Raw genomic sequence first — 19765 nt, 5'->3', positions numbered from 1 at the left:
CCGGCGGTGTTCGTGCAGCAGCCAGGCGACATGCTCGACGAGCTCGTGCGGGACGTCGAGCATGGCAGGATACGGAACCAACAGGGCCCCTTCGGTCGCCGGTGTGCTGAGTGGAATCACCACGCCAACGACGAGGGGCCCTGCCTCGTCACCACACCTGCTGACCAGCCCATTTCACCCTTCAGCACAGGATGAAAGAGGCTCAGTGGCGCCTTCTAGCGCATCGTGCAGCGGCGCTGTCCCTTGCCGGTCGGGTCGAGGCTCATCAGCGCGATGTAGACGTACTTCAGCGCGGCGGCCTCTGAGGGGAAGTGGCCGCGGGCCCTCACGGCCTTTCGGGTGCGGGCGTTCACACTCTCGATCGCGTTGGCCGGGCAGATCACCTTGCGGATCTGGAGGTCGAAGGAGAGGAAGGGCACCATCTCCGCCCAGGCGTCGGGCCACAGCTTGACCACGGCCGGATACTTGCTGCCCCACTTCTCGGAGAACTCCAGGAACCGCTCGGTCGCGGCGGCTTCGCTCGGCGCGGTGCAGACGGGGCGAAGGTCCTTGGCGAGCTTGTCCCAGTCCTGGCGGGCACAGTAACGGATGCTGCTGCGAATCAGATGAACGATGCACGTCTGTACGACAGTTCGGGGCCAGACCGTCTCGACCGCGTCCGCCATCCCCTTCAGCCCGTCGCAGACCAGCATCAGCACGTCCTCGACGCCGCGGTTCTTCAGTTCGGTGAAGACCTGGGCCAGTGCTTGGCGCCCTCGCCGCCGTCGCCGGCCCGGATTTTGAGGATGTCGCCGGTGCCCTCAACGGTGACGGCCATGGCCAGATAGACCGGACGGTCAGCGGCCTTGCCATCGCGAATCTTCACGTTGATGGCGTCCACAAAGACGACCGGGTAGACGCGGTCCAGCGGACGGGCCTGCCATTGCGCCATGCCCTCCATCACCTTGTCCGTGATCGTGGTGATGGTCTGCCTGGAGACCTCCGCTCCGTACACCTCGGCCAGATGAGCCGATATCTCCCCGTGGGTGAGGCCCTTCGCTGACAGCGAGAGAACCCGTCTCGTCGACACCGGTCAGACGCCGCTGCCGCTTCTTGACGATCTGCGGCTCGAAGGTGCCGGCCACATCCCTCGGCACCTTCACCTCGACCGGGCCGACGTCGGTCAGCACTGTCCTGGTGCGGGTGCCGTTGCGGCTGTTGCCGCTGTTCCGGCCCCGCCACGTCGTGCTTCCCATAGCGACGTGACCGGTGATCTCACCCTCCAGGACGGACTCCAGCACCCGCTTCGTCAGCTGCAGCAGCCCGCCCTCCCAGGTCAGTTGCAGCCCCTCACTGCAGGCGCGGTCGACCAGCATCGCGATCAACTGCCCATCCGACACGGCCTCCACGGCCCACTCCACGACCGGCTCTTCCACGGCCTCGTGCCGGGTGATGGCCTCGCTCAATCAGGCGTCTCCTTGATCATCAGATCCGCCGTTGATTAGACACTCCCCAACCTCACCGTGACCGGGTAACAGGGAAACGGGCTGGTCAGTACCACGCGTAGATCATTTACGGGAGAGCCCTCGGCGCCGGTTAGTCCTGGTACTGCCGTCACGATTACTCGTATCAGATGTCTAACTGAGTATAACGGCCCTGTCCCTTAACTACCTTGGTGGTTCCGCAGGCGGAGACCACCGCGCACCCATTTTAAGGAGTCCGTCGTGTTCGGTCACATGAGTCGCGGGACTGCGGTGTCCGGCTGCCCTTCCTCAGCTGACGCCTTTCATGGAAGGTGTCAGCAGAATATGGGTGCGAGGGCTGTTATCGCGCTGCTGATGTGCCTGCTGGGGCTGGCTATTCTTCCTCCGGCCCCAGCTGCGGCGGCAGCCGTCCCTCCTGGCGTGTATGCCTATGTCACTAACCAGCACAGCGCGACGGTTTCGGTGATCAATGCCGCTGATCCGGCCGCGCCGGTTCCCGGCAGTCCTATCTCCGTCGGCAAGGCTCCGTTCGGCGTATCGGTCACTCCGGATGGCAGCAGGGCCTATGTTCCCAATGGTGGCAGCGACAGTGTGTCGGTGATCGACACTGCGACCAACACTGTCACCACGACTATCCCCGTCGGCCGCAACCCGGGTGGGGTAGCGGTCACCCCAGATGGCACCCAGGCCTACGTGACCAACGGGGGCGGCGGCAGTGTGTCGGTGATCGACACTGCGACCAACACTGTCACCACCACCATCCCCGTCGGCAACGGTCCTTGGGGGCTGGCGATCACCCCCGACGGTACCAAGACCTACACAGCCAACGTCGGTGGCGGTGTGTCGGTGATCGACACCTCCACCAACACTGTCACCACCACCATCCCTGTCGGGGGCAATCCCGTTGACGTAGCAGTCACGCCAGACGGTAGCAAGGCCTATGTCACCAACAGTAGCAGTGACACTGTGTCAGCGATCGACACTGCTACTAGCACTGTCACCACCCTCGTCCCCGTCGGGGACGGCCCCTTTGGCGTGGCAGTCACGCCGGACGGTAGCAAGGCCTATGTCACCAACGGTGGCAGCTCCACTGTTTCGGTGATCGACACTGCCACGGACACTGTCGCCACCACCATCCCCGTCGGCATCGGACCAAATGAGGTGGCGATCACCCCGGACGGCACCAAGGTTTACACAGCTAACGGTGCTGGTGACAGCGTGTCGGTGATCGACACCTCCACCAACACCGTCACCACCACCATCCCCGTCGGCAGCGGTCCGAGTGGGGTGGCATTCGGCGTTGTCAAGCCGACCGCAGACCTCGAGGTCAGCCTCGACGCCAGCTCCAGCGGCGTGGCGACCAGCACCATCGAATACACCGCCACGGTCACCAACAACGGCCCCGAGGTGGTCACCAGCGCGACTATTTCGATCCAACTACCTACCGGCACCGTCGGACATACGGCCGGATCTTGCACATACAACGCGGGCCCCAACACCGAAACGTGCAAGATCAGCACAGACCTCCAGCCCGGAGACACCGCTCAGTTCTCGTTCCCCGTAACGGTCGGCTTGCTCACCATTGGTTCTATCAACGCCACCGCGACCATCACCGCCAGCACACCGTACGACTCCAACCCGGCCAACAACACTGACAGTAGGACCTGCCAGGCCATCACTTCCCTCTTTGTTTTCTGCTGAGTCAGCATTCGTCGAACCTGGCTGCGGATCGCGAGACGGATGGTCCCATGTCTGTCTTCCCCGACACGTACGCCGGGGAAGAGCAGACCCTGGTGTGAAACCACCGCCGGTGGCCACAGCGCCCTAATGAGTAATGGTTCGGACGTAGCGTCGTGCTCCCGAATTGTTCGGGCGAGAGGCTGTGACGCCTCTTGTTGTCCCGGCCGTTGAAGCCTTCTTGAAGAGCGGCGGGCGGCCCGCCCGCCTGCGTATTGGCGGCCGTCCGCGCCGGGGCGATGCCTCATGGAGCCCAGGTCGGCAATGCCTTCAGAGAGACCGTCGGCGCCCAGGGCTGTCGCGGCCGCCACGGCACCCTGTCCGCTCGTTGAGGCTCGTGGTGCGATCCCACCGCAGCGCTGACCTCTTGAACGTCACGAATTCTCGAGTTCTGTGCAGATCGATGCCCTTGGGTGCGCTGGTGTCGCGAACGGCTTGTGAGATGGCGGATGGTCAAGATCGTTCGAGCCCTTGTATAAGGTCGCCGCGTGGCCCACATGCGCTCGCAACCAGCGTGAGCAGCAGGAACATCCGGAGAGACCACTTGATGTACTGCGGGATCGGCTGGGCTAAGAATCACCACGGCTCGCCCTGGCCGACGAGACCGGAAAGCACCTAGCCAAACGGCGCATCATGGACCACGCGGCTGGTGGCCAGCTGCTCTTGGACCTGCTGCGCGGGTACCGTGACCGAGGACGCCCCCCATCCCAGTTGTCATCGAGGCCAGCTGCGAACGGCCGCCGCACCCTACCGCGGCCGGCACTGCGTCTGCTCAGGAAGTCCGCCCCGGCGACACCTTGGTCCTGGCCAACATCATGCGCACCGCATGCGGCCATGCACCGGCCGCTGCCCGACGACAGCGACCTCGCCAAGGCGATCGTGGTCCTAACCGGCTTAACCCGGGCACAGCAAGATGTCTCCTGGAACGGCAGCATGCCCCCAGCCAGCTTCGCTTCGCGCTCCGCAAGTACCACCCCGCCGCTCTGAAGCCTTCACCGGGTGGCAGAACGGTCTGTGCCGCCATGAGGCCCGAGCCCCGCTGGCAATGGCCCCCAAACCCGGACATGGCCACCGGCCTATCGCCCGCGCGGATCTTGAGCAGGGCATTTCGTTTGCAACTCTGAGTGCGGAATCTTCCTTTGGGTAGAGGCGGGTCCTCCACGAGGACTAGGGAAACCCGTCCGGGGCCGCCGATAATCGGCCCTATGCCGTCCAATGCTCCGCCCTTTACGCAAGGCCGCCCAGCCCAAGGTCTCTTCGCGGGCCCCGGGGAGTGTGGGCTGTGGCGGGCGGCGGGCGAGGCGATCCTGGCCTGGGGGCTCGTGCTGCTCACCTACAAGGGCGAATCGCACATCGACACCAGGCTCGAGGGAGGCGGGCCGGCGATGGGACTGATCGGCGTCGCTCTGGTGGTGGTGCGGCGCCGCTTCCCTGTGATCAGCGTGGTCGGGCTGGCCGCACTGATGGGGCTTGTGCCCTCCGTGGCGCTACTGACGGCGGTGGCCGTGTACACCGCGAACCGGCGGATGGCTACGCCGCGACAGCGTGCCGTGCTGCTGCTCGCGGCGGCGGCCTCGGCGATGGCGACCTGCACGGTGATTGCGCCGCAGTTGGGGGTGGGCAGCAGGTCATTCGGCCTGACGCTCACCGCGGTGCTCGCCACCACCTCGGTCGTGGTGCCCGGTCTGGTCGGCGCCGCCGCGGGGCAGCAGGATCGGCTGCTGCTGGCGTTGCGGGAGCGTGCCGCCGCGGCCGAGGAGGCGCGGCGGCTCGCTGACAGCGAGTCTCGTATGCGCGAGCGGTCGCGTATCGCCGCGGAGATGCACGATCTGGTCGGGCACCGGCTGAGCCTGGTCTCCCTCCACGCGGGCGGGCTGGAGATGGCGCTACTCAAAGAGGCGCCCGGGCTGCGAGAGGAGGCGGCTCTGCTGCGCGGCGCGACCCGCGACGCGATGCGAGAGCTGCGGGAGACGCTTGGAGTCCTCGGCCCCCTCGGCACGGATACTGGCACCGGCGCGCTGACCGACGCAACGGGCACCCGCGCGGACATTGAGGCACTGGTCGAGGAGTCACGCAACGGCGGCGTTCCCGTCACGCTCTGCTGGGACGGGCCCGATCTCGACGCTCGGTCGGCCCGAGTGCGTCGGGCGGTTCATCGAGTGGTGCGCGAGTCGCTCACCAACGTCCACCGGTACGCGGCGGGAGCCCATGTGACCGTCACTGTCAGCCATTCTGACGAGCGGGTGACGGTCCAGGTACGCAACGGCGTCCCGCCCAAGCCCCCCGCCGCCGATACTGGGCTCGGCTCCGGGCGTGGGCTGACCGGTCTGCGGGAGCGGGTGGCGCTGCTCGGTGGAAGTCTGGAGGCTGGCCGCACGTCCGGTGGTGGCTTCGCGGTCGTGGCTGGCTTCCCTGCTGACCCCGGGCCGAGTGCGGAGACGGTAGACGCGGCCTCGTACGATGACGGTCCGGACATTGAGGACGCGCCCGGCAGCGGGCTTACCGCCCTCCAGCGGCGCCTCACCGGCGTCGTCATCGGTCTGCTCGGTCTGGGCGGAGTGGGCGTGATGATGCTGTTCGGGGTTGTGCTGGTGGTCAATGCGCAACCCGCTGAGCACCGGAGTCCCGAGGAACCACGGGTGGGTATGGCGCGGGAGCGGGTGGAGCGGGCCGTGGCGGGTGACGCCGACGTGACGCGCTCGGCTGCTGCCGGGCGGGAGCCGCCGCGGCCGGCCAGAGCCACGGACTGCGTGTACCCGTACACGGACCGGTTGAAGGGCAGGCGGCTCGAGATCGTCCGTTACTGTTTCCGCTCCGACATTTTGATCGCGATCGACCGTTTTACGGTCCCTGTAGTGACGGAGAAGGTGACCGAGCCGCCTCATGGGAGCAGGACACATGACTGAACAGGGCAATTCTGCGGGCTCGGGGGCGGCTTCTACGATCCGGGTGGTGCTCGCGGACGACGAGGAGATGATCCGCCACGGCGTCCGACTGATCCTCCGGCACGCCGACGGCATCACAGTGGTGGGCGAGGCGGCCAACGGTGACCAGGCCGTCCGGCTCGCCGCCGAGCACCGGCCCGACGTGGTGCTCCTAGACATCCGCATGCCCGTATTCGACGGACTCGGAGCCGTCGAACCGCTGACCGCCCTCGACCCTGCGCCGAAAGTGGTCATGCTCACCACCTTCGGTGACGAGGAAAACGTCATCCGGGCCCTTCAGGCCGGCGCCACCGGCTTCCTGCTCAAGGACGAAGGGCCACAGGAACTGATCAGAGCGGTACGGGCTGCCGCCACTGGGGACGCGGTCCTCTCGCCCGGCGTCACCGGGTCCGTCATCCGGCGGATGCTGAGCCGCGGCCTGGCCGGCGCCCAGGCCGCCGCCCCGGACGACAGGGTGGCGGGGCTGACGGACCGGGAGCGGGAGGTGCTGGTCATGCTGGGGGAGGGGCTGTCGAACCTGGACATCGGCAGGCGCCTCGGTATCGGCGTAGGGACGGTCAAGACCCACGTCCGGTCGATCCTGGCAAAGACGGGGTGCGACAGCCGGGTGCAGGCGGCGCTGCTGGCGCACCAGGCCGACCTCATGGGCTGAGCCCCGGGCCGGGGCCGGTTGGGCGGGTCTCTCTTTGGGCAGAGAGGCCATCGTCCGTGAAGGCGACAGCCGAGGGCGGGTGTGCCTTTTGACAGAGGGCGCATGCCCGACTGGGGAACGACGAACACATGGGTACGCCGCGGCCACGATGGTCGGGAGCTTTTCGTCCCTTCCAGGAGTAGCCATGTCGCATCCCGCCACCCTGACCGCTGGCCTTCGGGCTCCTTCGTGCGTTGCCGCCCGTGCGACGGAGCTGACCAAGGTCTACGGCGAGGGTGAAACCCGCGTCGTCGCCCTCGACTCGGTCTCGGTGGAGTTCGGGCAGGGCCGGTTTACGGCGATCATGGGGCCGTCCGGTTCCGGCAAGTCAACGCTGATGCACTGCATGGCGGGACTCGACTCCATCTCCGCGGGCTCGGCGCAAATCGGTGACACCGAGCTGGCCAGCCTTGGCGACCGGCAGCTCACCAGACTTCGCAGAGAGAAGATCGGCTTCGTCTTCCAGGCGTTCAACCTGCTGCCCACGCTCAACACCATCGAGAACATCACTCTGCCGATGTACATCGCCGGCCGAAAGCCCGACCAGCAGTGGCTAGAGCTGGTCGTGAGGACCGTCGGTCTCTCCGGGCGACTGAGGCACCGCCCCTCGCAGCTCTCCGGCGGCCAGCAGCAACGCGTCGCAGTGGCCCGCGCGCTCGCGGGCCGGCCGGAAGTCATCTTCACGGACGAGCCCACCGGCAACCTCGACTCCTGCTCGGGCGCGGAGATCCTGGGTTTTCTGCGCGACTCCGTACGCGAGCTGGGGCAGTCGGTCGTGATGGTCACCCACGACCCGGTGGCCGCCTCCTACGCGGATCGGGTGGTCTTCCTCGCCGACGGGCGCCTCACCGACGACCTGCACGCCCCCACCCCCGAGACCGTGCTCGACCGTCTGCGGCTCTTCAGCGCCAAGGAACGGACGAGCTAACGCTCTTTCGCACGTTCCCTCCCATGCAGGTTGCCTGTTCCACCGCGCACCTCCAGGACTGAAAGCCGACCATGCTGCGTACAACCCTGCGCAACGTTCTTGCGCATAAAGCCCGATTGATCACGACCGCTCTCGCGGTCCTGCTGGGCGTCGCCTTCGTCTCCGGCGCCCTTGTCTTTGGTGACACTGCCGCCCACGGCTTCCGCAGCGCCGCGGCCATGAGCCTGAAGGATGTGGCCGTCTCCGTACAGGCCCAGGATCCCGGTACCCAAGCGGGCCGCGAGGACGGCAAGCGGACCACCGTCCTCGACACCGCCCTGGCGCAAAAGATCCGCGCGCTGCCGGGCGTCGCCTCAGTGCGTCCCACCGTTCACGGCAACGCCACCGTGGCCGGCAAAGACGGCCGCCCGGTCGACGCCGACAACAGCGGCCAGAACCTGGCTACCAACTACCTGCCCGGCAAAGGTGGCGAGGACAGCCGCTTCCCGCTGAAGGAAGGCCGCCGCCCCACCGCCGAGGGCGAGCTGGCGCTGGACGCCAAGACCGCCGAGAAGGCCGGCTACCGGATCGGCGACACCGTCCGCTTCGCCACCAACGGGCCCACTCTGGCCAAGAAGCTCGTCGGCACCGTCGCCACCAACGACCCACGCCTGAGCGCCGGCGGCACCCTCACACTCTTCGACACCAGCACCGCACAAAAGCTGTTCCTCCACCCCGGCCAGTACGACGAGATCACGGTCGCGGCCAAGGACGGTACCGACGAGGGCGCGCTGACCGACCGGGTACGGGAACTGCTCCCCGACAAGGGCGCCAAAGCCATCAGCGGCGCCGACCTGGCCGCAGAGCAGTCCGCCCGCATCACCGAGAACACAAGTTCCATCACCAAGACGCTGCTCGTCTTCGCCGGAATTGCGTTGTTCGTCAGCGTCTTCATCATCGCCAACACCTTCACCATGCTCATCGCCCAACGCAGCCGCGAGATCGCGCTGATGCGGGCCGTGGGCGCCTCACGCCGCCAGGTCGTACGCTCCGCCCTCGCCGAGGCCACCCTCCTCGGGCTCGGCGCCTCCGCCGCCGGAATCGCTTGCGGCATCGGCATCGCCGCTGCCATGCGCCCCCTGCTCAACGCGAGCGGCGCCGGGCTGCCCGACGGACCGCTCGTCATCTCACCCACCACTCTCACCTGCTCACTCGCGGTCGGCGTCCTCGTCACCGTACTGGCCGCATGGCTGCCATCCCGCAAAGCCGCCAAGATCGCCCCCGTCGCAGTACTCGGCAGCACCGACCAAGCCCTGCCTGCACGCGCCCTGGTGGTCCGCAACGTGCTCGGAACCCTGCTCACCGGAGCCGGCGTGCTGGTGATGCTGTACGTCTCCACGCTCAAAACCAGCACCCAGCCCCACCTGATGAGCGCGATGCTCGGCTCCGCCTTGTGTCTCACCGGCATGATCGTGCTCGCCCCGCTGCTCTCCCGGCCCCTGATCACCATGGCGGGCAAAGCCACCGTCCGCCTCTTCGGCGTCAGCAGCAAACTGGCCACGGAGAACGCCCTGCGCAACCCGCGCCGCACCGCCGCCACCGCGTCGTCCCTGATGGTCGGACTCACCCTGATCACCGGTCTGACCGTGGCCGGACACTCCGCCCAGCGCGCCATGGACAAAGAGGCGACCCAGGGACTGGCCACCGACTACAAAGTCTCCAACAGCTCCTTCACCGGACTCGACGCGGGCGTGACGGATCAGGTCGCGCGAGTGCCCGGGGTTGCTGCAGCCATCCCCATCACCACAGCGGGGTTCAGCACCCAGGACGGGTTCGCCCTGATCACCGGCACGGACCCGAACGCGTTGGGCAAGGCCGCGCACCTGAACTTCCTCGCCGGCTCCCTGCGCGACATCGGCCCCGGGAAGATCGCTGTCTCTGACGAGTTCGCGGCCAAGGCCTACATCGAAGTCGGTGACACCATCGATGCCGCCATGGACACAGGCAACGCCGGGATGAAGAAGCTGACGGTCACCGGCATCTATGCCAAGACCCGCGCTGCGGAGGAGGCACTGGGCACGCTCGCCGACGTACTCCCGTACTCCGGTACCAAGAAACTCGACAAGGTGCTGGTCAAGGCCGAGCCGGGCCAGGACGCAGGGCTTGAGCGGAAGATCCGCGCCGCGCTGGGCGACAGCCCGCTGATCCAGGTCCAAAGCCGCGAGCAGGTCATCAAGGCGGACGGCGGGTCGGTCACCATGGCCCTCAACATGACGTACGGGCTGCTCGGCATGGCCGTCGTCATCGCGGTGCTCGGCGTCATCAACACCATGGCCATGTCGGTCTTCGAGCGCACCCGAGAGATCGGCATGCTGCGGGCCATCGGCCTCGACCGCTCCGGGATCAAGCAGATGGTCCGTCTGGAATCGGTGGTGATCTCACTGTTCGGCGCAGTACTGGGGATCGGCACGGGCATCTTCCTCGCCTGGGCCGGAGGCAGCCTGGCGACGTCCTCAATGGAGGCATACGAGACGGTCCTGCCATGGGCGAGGCTCGGGACCCTCCTGGCACTGGCCCTGGTGATCGGAGTCCTCGCCGCAATCTGGCCGGCCCGCCGGGCGGCCCGCATGAACATGCTGCGGTCGATCCAGCCGAGTTGAGCCACGCGGCCGCGCGCCGGTCGGCTGAGCCGCGCCGGGGAGCCGCACACGCCGGGCGGCACAGGCAGCCTGCCGATACCGATTTTGCCCTGCGACGGATCTGGAGAGGCGGCACCGCATGCCCATACCCACCGCGCCAGGGCGCCAGACCGGCACGGCCGGCAAACGGCCGTGCCTGACGGAAAGGAAGAAGGAAATCCGCATGTCCACACTGTGCACAAAAGCTGGCCGAGGCCGACGTAGCAGTCTGACGGCGGCTGCACTCGCCACCACCTTCATCACCAGCATGTCGCTGCTGGGCTCTTCACCTGCCCACGCCGACGTCCTGGCAAGCGTCGACAGCTACACCTACGAAACGGACCAGGCCGTCCTCAAGGCGATGGAGAAGTGGGCTCCCGTCAACAGCTCGGAGAGCGTGATGGGTTACCCGAAGGGACTGGACAAAGACAAAAGCGGCAACATCAAGGCCGTCACCCTGGCAGACGTGAAGAAGGCCTACGACCCCCAGCAAGCAATCACCGACGCCAAGAACGCAGCCCAGCAGTACGCGGCCAGCGAGAAGAACCCCGAGCCGCTCCGAGAAAGCGCCAGGCATCTGGCCAACGGCTGGCCCGGAGGAACGAAGCCCACGACCAACGACATCCGCCAGAACACCAAGGACGATGTGGCTCCCTCGGGCGGACAGACCACCGAGGAGTACTGCGGCATGGTCAACAAAAACCCGAAGCACCCGGCGTACGGGCAGACAGCACCGTGCGTCTTCGTCGGAAAGCTCGACGAGAAGTACCCGGTGCGTGGAGCCAGTGACGCCATGGCAGGTGAGGGGAAGCTCACCTACAAAGTCACCGCATCCGTCACCGACGAGAAGAGCGTGACGGAAGGCTGGTCAGCGGGCGGCAAGATCTCACCCAAGATCATCAGCAAGGACGTGGCCGAAGTCGGCGCCGAAGCCAGCTTCGCCTACAGCTACGCCTCCACCTCCATCAACAGGGTACAGAACACCCTGGAGACGGCGGTCGAGATCAGCGTTCCGAAAGACAAGAGAGGCCATCTGGAAGGCCGAGCCAACGGCGCGTACTACACCGGCTACATCGTCCTGCGGGACATCGACAGCAGCAACAATGAGTCCATGACGGCCATACCCGCCCGGGTCTACGTCCAGGCCGACACCACCGCACCAGTCACCTGGTTCAAGCGGCTGACACCCGCGTAACAGCCCCTTCACTCCCGGCAGCCGACTGACCGCCCTGCCAACCCACTGGCACAGGGATGCCCTAAGAACTCCTAACGGAATGAACCGGTGACCCGCTTGGCGCGCCTGAGTGAGTAGATCATTACTCTGCATGGGTGCTGTCCTATGACGAGATGACCCCGCCGGAGCGCGAGCTGTGGGACGCCTTCCCTGAGGGGCGTCGCGTTGACCTGTGCACAGGAGTACCCGACGCGGACGCTCCCGCTGCGGGTGACCGGTGGGGCCCCGACCGTACTGTCCGCGCGGCCGTCGTGGCGACGCTGTTGCTCGGCGCGAACGAAGACCGGTCTGGCACCGTAGCCGCCTTGCGACTCACCGGCGCGCGTATCACCGGTCGTCTCGACCTGTCCGGGGCGGAGATCTGTCACACGTTCTTGCTGCAGGGCTGTCGGCTGGACGAGGCGGTGCAACTGCACGGTGCGACGACCCGGACGATCGAGATATCGGACAGCTGGGTGCCGGGGATCAACGCCGAGCTCGCCCGAATCGAGGGTGACCTGGACCTGAGGCGGTCGACTCTCGAAGGCGGCTCCCTCATACTCGTCAACGCTCGTATGGCCGGGAATCTGGTGATCTCGGATGCCAGGATCTCGGGCCCGGAAGAGTGGGCAGTGCGCGCGGGCGGCCTCGTCCTGGATGGCGGCGTCTTCGGCCAGCGGCTCACCACGCAAGGCGGACTGCGGCTGCCCGGCGCACAGCTGCTCAGCGGCCTGTTCCTGCAAGGCGCACGGCTGGGGAACACCGCGGGCGTCGCACTTGCCGCAGGAAGTATGGCCGCTTCGACGGTGGACTGCTCCCAGGGGTTCACCGCGCAAGGAGGCGTACTGCTGCGAAGGGCCCGAATAGAAGGTCTGCTGACCTTCGAAGGAGCCCATCTGAACGGGGATGGCGTAGCCCTGGACTGCGTATCCATGCACGTGGGCGACTTCGACTACAGAACCGCAGCACCGCTCTCAGGACTGGTGGATCTCCGGTCCGCCCAGGCCACCTGGTGTCAGGACAGCGAGCAGAGCTGGCCGAGGAAGGTGCTCCTGGAAGGGTTCACCTACGGGTCCATCCGATTCGGGGATGCCCCGTCCGCGGCAGGCGACGACGCACCGCCTGCGAGGGACGACGTGGCCCGTCGCCTGGCCTGGGTCCGCCGGAATCCTGGCTATGTCCCGCAGCCGTACGAGCAACTCGCGGGCTGGTACCGGCAAATCGGCCATGACGATGACGCCCGCCGCGTGCTCCTGGCCAAGCAGCGCCACCGGCGTCTCACCCTGTCCCCGCCGGCCCGGGTATGGGGGCACCTGCTGGACGTGACCGTGGGCTATGGCTATCGGCCCTGGCTGGCTGGCGTCTGGCTCCTCGCGCTGACCCTACTGGGCACGCTGGCCTTTAGCACTCACTCTCCCAGCCCGGTCAAACGAGACGAAGGCAGCCCGTTCCAGCCCCTCGTCTACACGCTCGACCTTTTGATCCCCCTCGGTGGTCTGGGTCAGCGCACGGGGTGGTATTGGCCGAACAGCAGCCTCCAGTGGCTGGCCTACCTGCTGATCGCCTTCGGCTGGATGCTGACGACCGCCATCATCGCCGGTATCACCCGCACCCTGCAGAAAAACTAGTGAGCAATAGTTGAGTTCAGCCGTCGCCAGCAGATCAGTGCGCATCCGAGGGTGAGGAAGGCTTCGTGGATGTCGTCGCGGATCTCCCAGCGGATCCGTAGGCGGCGGAACCAGTGCAGATGGGCGAACGCGCGCTCCACGACCCAGCGTTGGGTGCCCAGTCCGGAGCCGTGCGCGGTGCCCCGGCGGGCGATCAGTGGCTTCACGCCGAGACCCCAGACCAGGCGGCGGTACTTGTCATGGTCATAGCCGCGGTCGGCCAGCACCACGTCCGGGCGGCGACGGGGCCGACCGCGCTTGCCCCGCACGGGCGGCACGGCTTGGAGGAGCGGGATCAGCTGGGTGACATCGTTGCGGTTGCCGCCGGTCAAGGTGACGGCGAGCGGGATGCCGGTGGCGTCGGTGATCAGGTGGTGCTTGCTGCCCGTCCTGCCCCGGCGACAGGGCTTCGTCCTGTCTTGGAGCCCCCTTTAACGCCCGGATGTGGGAGCCGTCGACCGCCGCACGGGAGAAGTCCAGGACGTTCGCGCTGCGGAGCTCGGCAAGGAGGAGCGCGTGCAGCCGAGGCCACACCCCGGCCTTGGTCCACTCGGCCAGACGGCGCCAGCAGGTCATGCCCGAGCCGAAGCCGAGTTCCTGCGGCAGCTGCTCCCAGGCGATCCCGGTGTGCAGCACGAACAGGATGCCCTGGAACACCAGCCGGTCAGGATGCCGCATACGTCCGGGGTGCCGAGCCCGACGCTCGACCTTCGGCAGCAGTGGCTCGACCACCGCCCACAGCTCGTCGTCGACTTCCCATGGCTTCAGCCGCGCCACCCCGCACCCCCGGATATTCCGTCCCGGAGTGATCCAACCATCTTGAAGATCATTTCGTTAGGAGTTCTAAGGCAATCCGGCTGCAAGGCGTGATATCGCCCTCCATCGCCCCGAAAGGCGGTGGAGGGCGATGCTGTGGATCAAAAATGATCAACAGCGGGCCCGCCCGTTCGCGCACATCGCACTGCGCTTCATCCTACGGAAGCCACTGGTCGGGACTGTTCGGTCGTGGCCGACGCCACGTACCAGGACGTGCCGTAAGATCCCGTCGTTCGGGCCCGGTTCGGCAAGGACTCCAACCAGGCGACCGGTTCGTTGAGAAATCTCGCTTCCCAAGCCCAGGCCGCGCGGAGACACTGCAGAGGTGCTGGCCGTCTGTTGCCTGAGCACCTGCCTGGGCGGCTCGGACAACACCATCGGTGAGCCTGCCTGCAACCAGGACACGGCATGGGGGGCCGGGACGCGCACCCTCGAAAGGGCTGTGCGCGCGCACGTTCTCGTCAACCCTCGCCGTGGCCAGCCTCTTGGTCACCTCTAGTGCGCTGGCAGATCGGTTCAGACGCCGTCGGGTGTTCCAGTGCGGTGCCTAGCTAGGTGCGGCCTCGCTGGTCTGCGCGGCCCCCCTTCTGTGGCGCGCGTGGCCCATTGCCGTCCAGGAAGCGGCGCCTCCAGGCTCAGACCCGTGGCCCCTGGTTCATTGGTAAGCGAGGCCCGATCCGAGGGAGTGAGCGCCGGCGATCGGTAGCGGAGTGTCGGTCTTCACGGGCGGCATGGCCACTGGTGCGGTCGCGGGCCGTACTCTCACCGGGGAGTGTGTTTGGCGGTCCATTTCTGGATCAAGGACCCCGTCATCGCGGCCGCCCTCGTGCTCCCCACCGTGTCCGTGCCGGGGTTCCGGGCACCGCGAGGCAGCGGCTCGGCCTCCGGGGTCAGGCCTTGCTGGCTGTGGCCATAGGCCCTCGTTCAGCGTCCGAGACCGAGCAACCGAAGATCAAGGCTACCTTCCGACGGAATGTAGATACGGGAGTAGTCAGTGGTGCATACTGCTGCTATGCCTGAGACGACAACCGTCCGCGTCGATGTGGAGACCAGCAAGCGCCTCACCGCGCTCGCCGCCGAGGAAGGCGTGAGCGTGCGGGCCTACGTCGCGAGCCTCGCCGAACAGGCGGAGGCGCACAAGCACCTGCGGCGCGCCACAACCAGTTTTGAGGACGCGCTCTCACCAGATGTGCTGGACGCGTTCGACCAGCACTATGGCAGTGCCCCGGCCGACCACCCCAGCCGGGCGGCCTGATCTTGGACCTCTACATCGACATCCGGTGGCTCCTGGAGCGCCAGGAAAGGGTACTCGGCAAAGCGCTCGACGTGCGTGACTACTCCAGCCTGGTCGCCGCGGTGGCACGCCATCGTGTGAACACGCCGCACCTCGACGTGGACAAGCCAGATGCCTACTGGCGCGCGGGCGCGCTGCTCGACACGCTGGTTCTGCTCCGGCCGCTCCCCTTCCGGAACGAAGCCTTCGGGTATGGCGTCGCCATCGCCTACCTCGAAGCATCTGGTGAGACCATCGACCATCAGCCTGAGCTTTGGTTCCAACTCATCGACGATGTGAAAATGTTGAGGCTGGACGTGTATGACATCGCGGACCGCCTACGCTCGTGGAGCCGCCGGCAAACCTAGGCGCAGTATCCGATGACTCCTTGGTGAGGTCACGTAGCCAGAAGACGATGGCGGTCTGACCGGGCCGGATAGAGACGGCGGCGCATGCCGACGCGGTACTCGCCGCCGGTGTAGGGACGACGTTCGTGCTGGCCGCGCCCGCAATCCATACGGAAGGCGGCCAGACCACTGCCGGGCATAGCAGCGGGCAGGCGTGATCACACAAGGTTGGCCGTATGGGCGGTCGGCTGAGCGGTGCCAACGAGTTCCGTGTCGTGAACCAAGGCAGGGGCCGCCACGCACACCACACAACCGACACGTACACGAAGCGACGCTATACTCGATCGTGCGCCGCGAGAAGCGGTTTCTGCGCCGGAGCACGAGCCCCATTGGCCGCCCGCCACGCATCCGTCAAGGAACTGAAGGAACCTGGCACGTCATCACATGGAACCTGACCAATGTTAGCCGCCGCGCCAGGACCCACAGCCGGGCTTAACTGATCGTTTCAGAATGAGGTTCGGAGTCGTCTCAAGCAGATGATGCCGCAGGCGAGTTGAAGCAGGGCCGAGGTGGAGGTCGGCTCCTATCTCGTAGCGGATGCGGAGTCGTTTGAACTGGTGGAGCCTGGCGAAGATCTGCTCGACGACCCACCGTGTCTTGTCCAGACCCGATCCGTCTGGGACGCTTCGGCGGGCGGTCTTGGGTGTGATGCGGCGGGCCCGGAGGATGCGCCGGTACTTGTCGATGTCGTAGCCGCGGTTGGCGAACAGTCGCCCCGGCCGGTGCCGGGTCTTCGGCGGACTCCCCCAGATGCGGGGAATCGCGTCCAGCAGTGGTATCAGCTGGATGACGTCGTGGCGGATTCCGCCGGTCAGCGTGGCTGCGAGAGTGATGCCGTGCCGGTCGGTGATCAGGTGGTGCTTGCTGCCCGGTCTCGCCGGTCGACCGGCGAAGGTCCGGTGTGAGCCCCCCTTGAGGGCCCTGACGTGCGAGGCGTCGATCGCAGCGTCGTCCATGGCCAGCAGACCAGCTCTGCGTAGTTCGGTCAGGAGGACCTCGGGCAGGCGGGGCCAGACGCCGGCCTCGGTCCAGTCCCGCAACCGCCGCCAGGGCCCATCACTCCACTGCAGCCGGTCCGCTCGGCCAGCACATCCCTCCAGCTCACGCTCTTGCACAGCACGTAAACGATGCCCCGCAGGGCCGCACGGTCATCGGCAGGCAGGCGCCCGGGATACCGGTGCCGCCGAGCCGGTCAGGTTGGCAGCTAAGGAGCGACGCGATCCCACAGGCCATCAGACACCTGCAGCGCTCTGCCGCCGCCGAGCCCGACCGCCAAGCCCTCACACCGAACTCATTCTGAAACGATCAGTAAGGCACAGACAGTCCCCATCGGGAGCTCCGCCACGAGGAAATGCCCGTAACTGGGACGCCGTCATGAACCGGCGCACGGCCCTCGGCCGGCCCACCCCAACTGGCATGTCCGCGTTCCAGGGCAGATCGACCAGACCCCTGGCACAGCTCAGGTCAACCGCACGGAGGTCGGTTGCTGCTGCCCCAACTGATCTGCGAAACGGAATCAGCAGCGCGGTGGCTCGATGGACGAGCGGCGTGCTGTGCTCGTGGCCGTGTCTGACGGGTCACCGGGCTGACTAGCCAGGTAAACGCATCGTCGCACCCGCCGGGGTTGGTGGCAGACCGGACTCTGACTGCGGCACAGGACGCTGACGACCCCGCGGCCATCGCGGCAGCGACTAGCATGGGAACGTCCTGCGCGAGACGTCGTACCCAGAAGACGCACCGCGGGGGGTCACGGAGGCGGCGGACCTGCTGTGCCCTCACGTCGACAACGCACCGGATGAGTGGCGTGGCGTATATGGCGCCCATGATGTCACGCAGGACATGCTCCGGCGGCCGACCGAAGTCGAGGGCCCTGCCCTGGTGCTCGAAACACCAGGCCGCAAGCACCGGCTCGATCAACTCCCAGATCGTATCGGACAGGTCACTCGGATACAGACGTCGCGTCGGCACGCATCCGGCGTATCGATCCAAACCGAGTGCGCCCAGGCGCGAAGCGACGACGACGGAAACACACAAGCCGCCCGCGCGTTCTGGGATGAGACAGGAACAAGCCTTACCTCGCCCCACCTGTCACCCCGCTCCACCCACAGGCACCAAAACGCCCCTGCTACCTCACGATCACCACGACCTCACGCTCCATGAATAAGTCTATTTCGGTGCCGACCAGTTGGAAACGACCTCATAGAGGTCGTTTCCATTCGGCACCGTTACCTCCTGGTTTGCCTGATTCAGGGATGGGGTGCTGGTGCGACTGCTGATTTGGTTGATCCTGGATGGCCGGGTGGGGTGACGCCCGGGCGTGTTGGGGGTTACGCCTGTCTCGTTCCAGGGCGCCTCATTCCGTGGCCGTGCTTCCCCGGTCAAAGACGCCGCCTGGGCGCACTCGTGTTCGGGCGGTACGTCGAGGTTATGAGTGAGCGACGTCCGTATCCGAGTGCTCTGTCCGATGCCCGTTGGGAGCGTCAAGACCTCCACCAGCGTCCCCGCCTCGAGTCAGGGCACGGACGCGGGCAAGAAGATCGTCGGCTGAAGCGGAGCATCCTGACCGACACACAATCGGTCTCCTGCTCGCGGTGCTGATCACCGCTGCCAGCGTCCAGGACTCCATGGCCGGCACCCAGATGCTCGACTATAGTGACGTGAGTCGGAGATTTGTTGGCAGTAGGCGGCTGCTTTGTCGAGGATCTCGTCGGCGGTCTTGGTCCAGATGAACGGCCTGGGGTGTTCGTTCCAGTCGGCGAGCCAGTTGCGGATGTCGCGTTCAAGGGCTTGGACGGAGCGGTGGACGCCTCGCTTGAGCTTCTTCTGCGTGAGCTCGGCGGACCACCGCTCCACGAGGTTCAGCCAGGACGAACTCGTCGGTGTGAAGTGGAGATGGAAGCACGGGTGCGCCAGCAGCCACTGCGTGATGGCGGGCGTCTTGTGGGTGACGCAGTTGTCCAGGATCAGAGGACATCGAGGTCAGCGGGGACTTCCATGTCGAGCTTGGCCAGGAATTTCTTGCACTCGACGGCCCGGTGGCGCCGGTGGAGGGAGCCGATCACCTTGCCGCTGGCGACTTCCAGTGCGGCGAACAGTGTGGTGGTGGCGGCGCGGACGTGGTCGTGGCTGCGGCGTTCGGGAACGCCTGGAACCGGCGGCAGTACGGGCTGGGACCGGTCGAGTGCCTGGATCTGGGACTTCTCGTCCACGCACAGGACCAGAGCTTTCTCCGGCGGGTCGAGATACAGGCCCACGACATCGCGGACCTTGTCGATGAACAGCGGGTCCGTTGACTGCTTGAAGGTCTGCGACAGGTGCGGCGCCAGGGCGAACGCCCGCCAGATCCGCGTGATCGCCGACTGCGACATGCCCGTGGCCGCCGCCATCGACCTGGTCGACCAGTGGGTCGCGTTCTTCGGTGTCTCCTCAAGTGTTCTGACGATGACCCACTCGACGTCCGCGTCGGTGATCTTTCGGGGGACGCCGGCCGCGGCTCGTCGGCCAGGCCGTCCAGACCCCGTTCCAGGAAGCGCCGCCGCCAGGTGCGGACCGTGTCCGGAGTGATCCGGAGCCGCGCGACATCTCCATGATCGAGTGTCCCTCGGCGCACTCCAGCACGATCCGCGAGCGCTGGGCCAGCGCCTGAGCCGTCGTGCGGCGACGCACCCAGCCTTCCAGCACGGCCCGCTGGGCATCAGTCACCGACAACGGCGGAATCTTCGGACCCGGACGACCCATACCGAACCAACGACGAATCTCCGATACAGGTCACTGAACCTTTTTCATCCTGCCTCTGCGGGGCTGTAAGGCCTGGTCATCTGGGGTGGTGACGTGGCAGAGCCCCCGGTCGTTGGCGGTGTTGATTCCACTCGGCACCGCCGACAGCCCGGGGGCTCTGCTGGTTCCGTATCCTTCCATGCTCGACGTCCCGTACGAGCTGGTCGAGCATGTCTCCTGGCTGATCTACG

General features: G+C 66.5%; 10 protein-coding genes and 7 pseudogenes. 11 read left to right on the top strand and 6 right to left on the bottom strand.

All coding sequences use genetic code 11. From position 1 onward, the window contains the following. Together ACZ6C1_RS37290 and ACZ6C1_RS37285 are read right to left on the bottom strand one after the other, a co-directional pair. Positions 1-123: pseudogene (locus ACZ6C1_RS37290) on the bottom strand (IS5/IS1182 family transposase); the annotation flags it as partial. A 95-nt stretch (positions 124-218) separates the two neighbouring features. After that, a pseudogene (locus ACZ6C1_RS37285) lies at positions 219-1355 on the bottom strand (IS256 family transposase); the annotation flags it as partial. A gap of 528 nt (positions 1356-1883) precedes the next feature. Between ACZ6C1_RS37285 and ACZ6C1_RS37280 the strand changes: the two are divergent. The 7 genes from ACZ6C1_RS37280 (at position 1884) to ACZ6C1_RS37250 (ending at position 13262) form a co-directional block, all read left to right on the top strand. After that, a complete protein-coding gene (locus tag ACZ6C1_RS37280) occupies positions 1884-3164 on the top strand; it encodes a beta-propeller fold lactonase family protein (protein WP_469247508.1) in 1281 nt (426 codons plus the stop codon). Between the two features lie 1358 nt (positions 3165-4522). Next, on the top strand, positions 4523-6106 hold the full coding sequence (locus ACZ6C1_RS37275; RefSeq protein ID WP_469247507.1) for a sensor histidine kinase: 1584 nt from the start codon (positions 4523-4525) through the stop codon (positions 6104-6106). After that, entirely contained in the window at positions 6099-6797 is a 699-nt protein-coding gene (locus ACZ6C1_RS37270; protein WP_469247506.1) for a response regulator, read from the top strand. Before ACZ6C1_RS37275 ends, ACZ6C1_RS37270 begins: the two co-directional genes overlap by 8 nt. A gap of 184 nt (positions 6798-6981) precedes the next feature. Beyond that, complete coding sequence (locus ACZ6C1_RS37265) at positions 6982-7764, top strand: ABC transporter ATP-binding protein (RefSeq protein WP_469247505.1); 783 nt, start codon at positions 6982-6984, stop codon at positions 7762-7764. A 71-nt stretch (positions 7765-7835) separates the two neighbouring features. Then, entirely contained in the window at positions 7836-10403 is a 2568-nt protein-coding gene (locus tag ACZ6C1_RS37260) for an ABC transporter permease (protein WP_469247504.1), read from the top strand. 118 nt (positions 10404-10521) lie between these two features. Further along, positions 10522-11616 carry a hypothetical protein gene (locus ACZ6C1_RS37255; RefSeq protein WP_469247502.1) on the top strand — a complete coding sequence of 365 codons (1095 nt, stop codon included), beginning with the start codon at positions 10522-10524 and terminating at the stop codon, positions 11614-11616. A gap of 134 nt (positions 11617-11750) precedes the next feature. Continuing rightward, a complete protein-coding gene (locus ACZ6C1_RS37250) occupies positions 11751-13262 on the top strand; it encodes an oxidoreductase (RefSeq protein WP_469247500.1) in 1512 nt (503 codons plus the stop codon). Here the strand turns inward: ACZ6C1_RS37250 and ACZ6C1_RS37245 are convergent. After that, positions 13259-14069, bottom strand: a pseudogene (locus ACZ6C1_RS37245) (IS5 family transposase). The gene ACZ6C1_RS37250 and the pseudogene ACZ6C1_RS37245 overlap by 4 nt on opposite strands. A 1060-nt stretch (positions 14070-15129) precedes the next feature. On the opposite strand from ACZ6C1_RS37245, the gene ACZ6C1_RS37240 reads away from it, so the two are divergent. Together ACZ6C1_RS37240 and ACZ6C1_RS37235 are read left to right on the top strand one after the other, a co-directional pair. Beyond that, entirely contained in the window at positions 15130-15372 is a 243-nt protein-coding gene (locus ACZ6C1_RS37240; RefSeq protein WP_469247499.1) for an antitoxin MazE7, read from the top strand. A gap of 2 nt (positions 15373-15374) precedes the next feature. After that, positions 15375-15758 (top strand): toxin Doc, encoded by a 384-nt coding sequence (locus ACZ6C1_RS37235; RefSeq protein ID WP_469247497.1) that lies wholly within the window; start codon positions 15375-15377, stop codon positions 15756-15758. A 440-nt stretch (positions 15759-16198) separates the two neighbouring features. Here the strand turns inward: ACZ6C1_RS37235 and ACZ6C1_RS37230 are convergent, their stop codons facing one another. Both ACZ6C1_RS37230 and ACZ6C1_RS37225 read right to left on the bottom strand, forming a co-directional pair. After that, positions 16199-16837, bottom strand: coding sequence for a transposase (locus ACZ6C1_RS37230; RefSeq protein WP_469247496.1), 639 nt, complete (start codon positions 16835-16837; stop codon positions 16199-16201). Positions 16838-17609: 772 nt separating this feature from the next. Continuing rightward, a pseudogene (locus tag ACZ6C1_RS37225) lies at positions 17610-17765 on the bottom strand (IS5 family transposase); the annotation flags it as partial. A gap of 508 nt (positions 17766-18273) precedes the next feature. On the opposite strand from ACZ6C1_RS37225, the pseudogene ACZ6C1_RS37220 reads away from it, so the two are divergent. Then, a pseudogene (locus ACZ6C1_RS37220) lies at positions 18274-18445 on the top strand (transposase); the annotation flags it as partial. Here ACZ6C1_RS37220 and ACZ6C1_RS37215 read toward each other — a convergent pair. Beyond that, a pseudogene (locus tag ACZ6C1_RS37215) lies at positions 18396-19535 on the bottom strand (IS630 family transposase). The pseudogenes ACZ6C1_RS37220 and ACZ6C1_RS37215 sit on opposite strands and share 50 nt — an antisense overlap. 118 nt (positions 19536-19653) lie before the next feature. Here ACZ6C1_RS37215 and ACZ6C1_RS37210 point away from each other — a divergent pair. Continuing rightward, a pseudogene (locus tag ACZ6C1_RS37210) lies at positions 19654-19765 on the top strand (IS5/IS1182 family transposase); the annotation flags it as partial.

The organism is Streptomyces sp. NPDC041796, assembly GCF_055590785.1.
Note: the sequence above shows the minus strand (reverse complement) of the source record. Positions and strands in the feature narration are given on the sequence as shown.

Coding starts and splice junctions, on each gene's coding strand:
- ACZ6C1_RS37270 (WP_469247506.1), top strand. CDS start 6,099: ATGACTGAACAGGGCAATTCTGCGGGCTCGGGGGCGGCTTCTACGATC.
- ACZ6C1_RS37265 (WP_469247505.1), top strand. CDS start 6,982: ATGTCGCATCCCGCCACCCTGACCGCTGGCCTTCGGGCTCCTTCGTGC.
- ACZ6C1_RS37260 (WP_469247504.1), top strand. CDS start 7,836: ATGCTGCGTACAACCCTGCGCAACGTTCTTGCGCATAAAGCCCGATTG.
- ACZ6C1_RS37255 (WP_469247502.1), top strand. CDS start 10,522: ATGCCCATACCCACCGCGCCAGGGCGCCAGACCGGCACGGCCGGCAAA.
- ACZ6C1_RS37240 (WP_469247499.1), top strand. CDS start 15,130: ATGCCTGAGACGACAACCGTCCGCGTCGATGTGGAGACCAGCAAGCGC.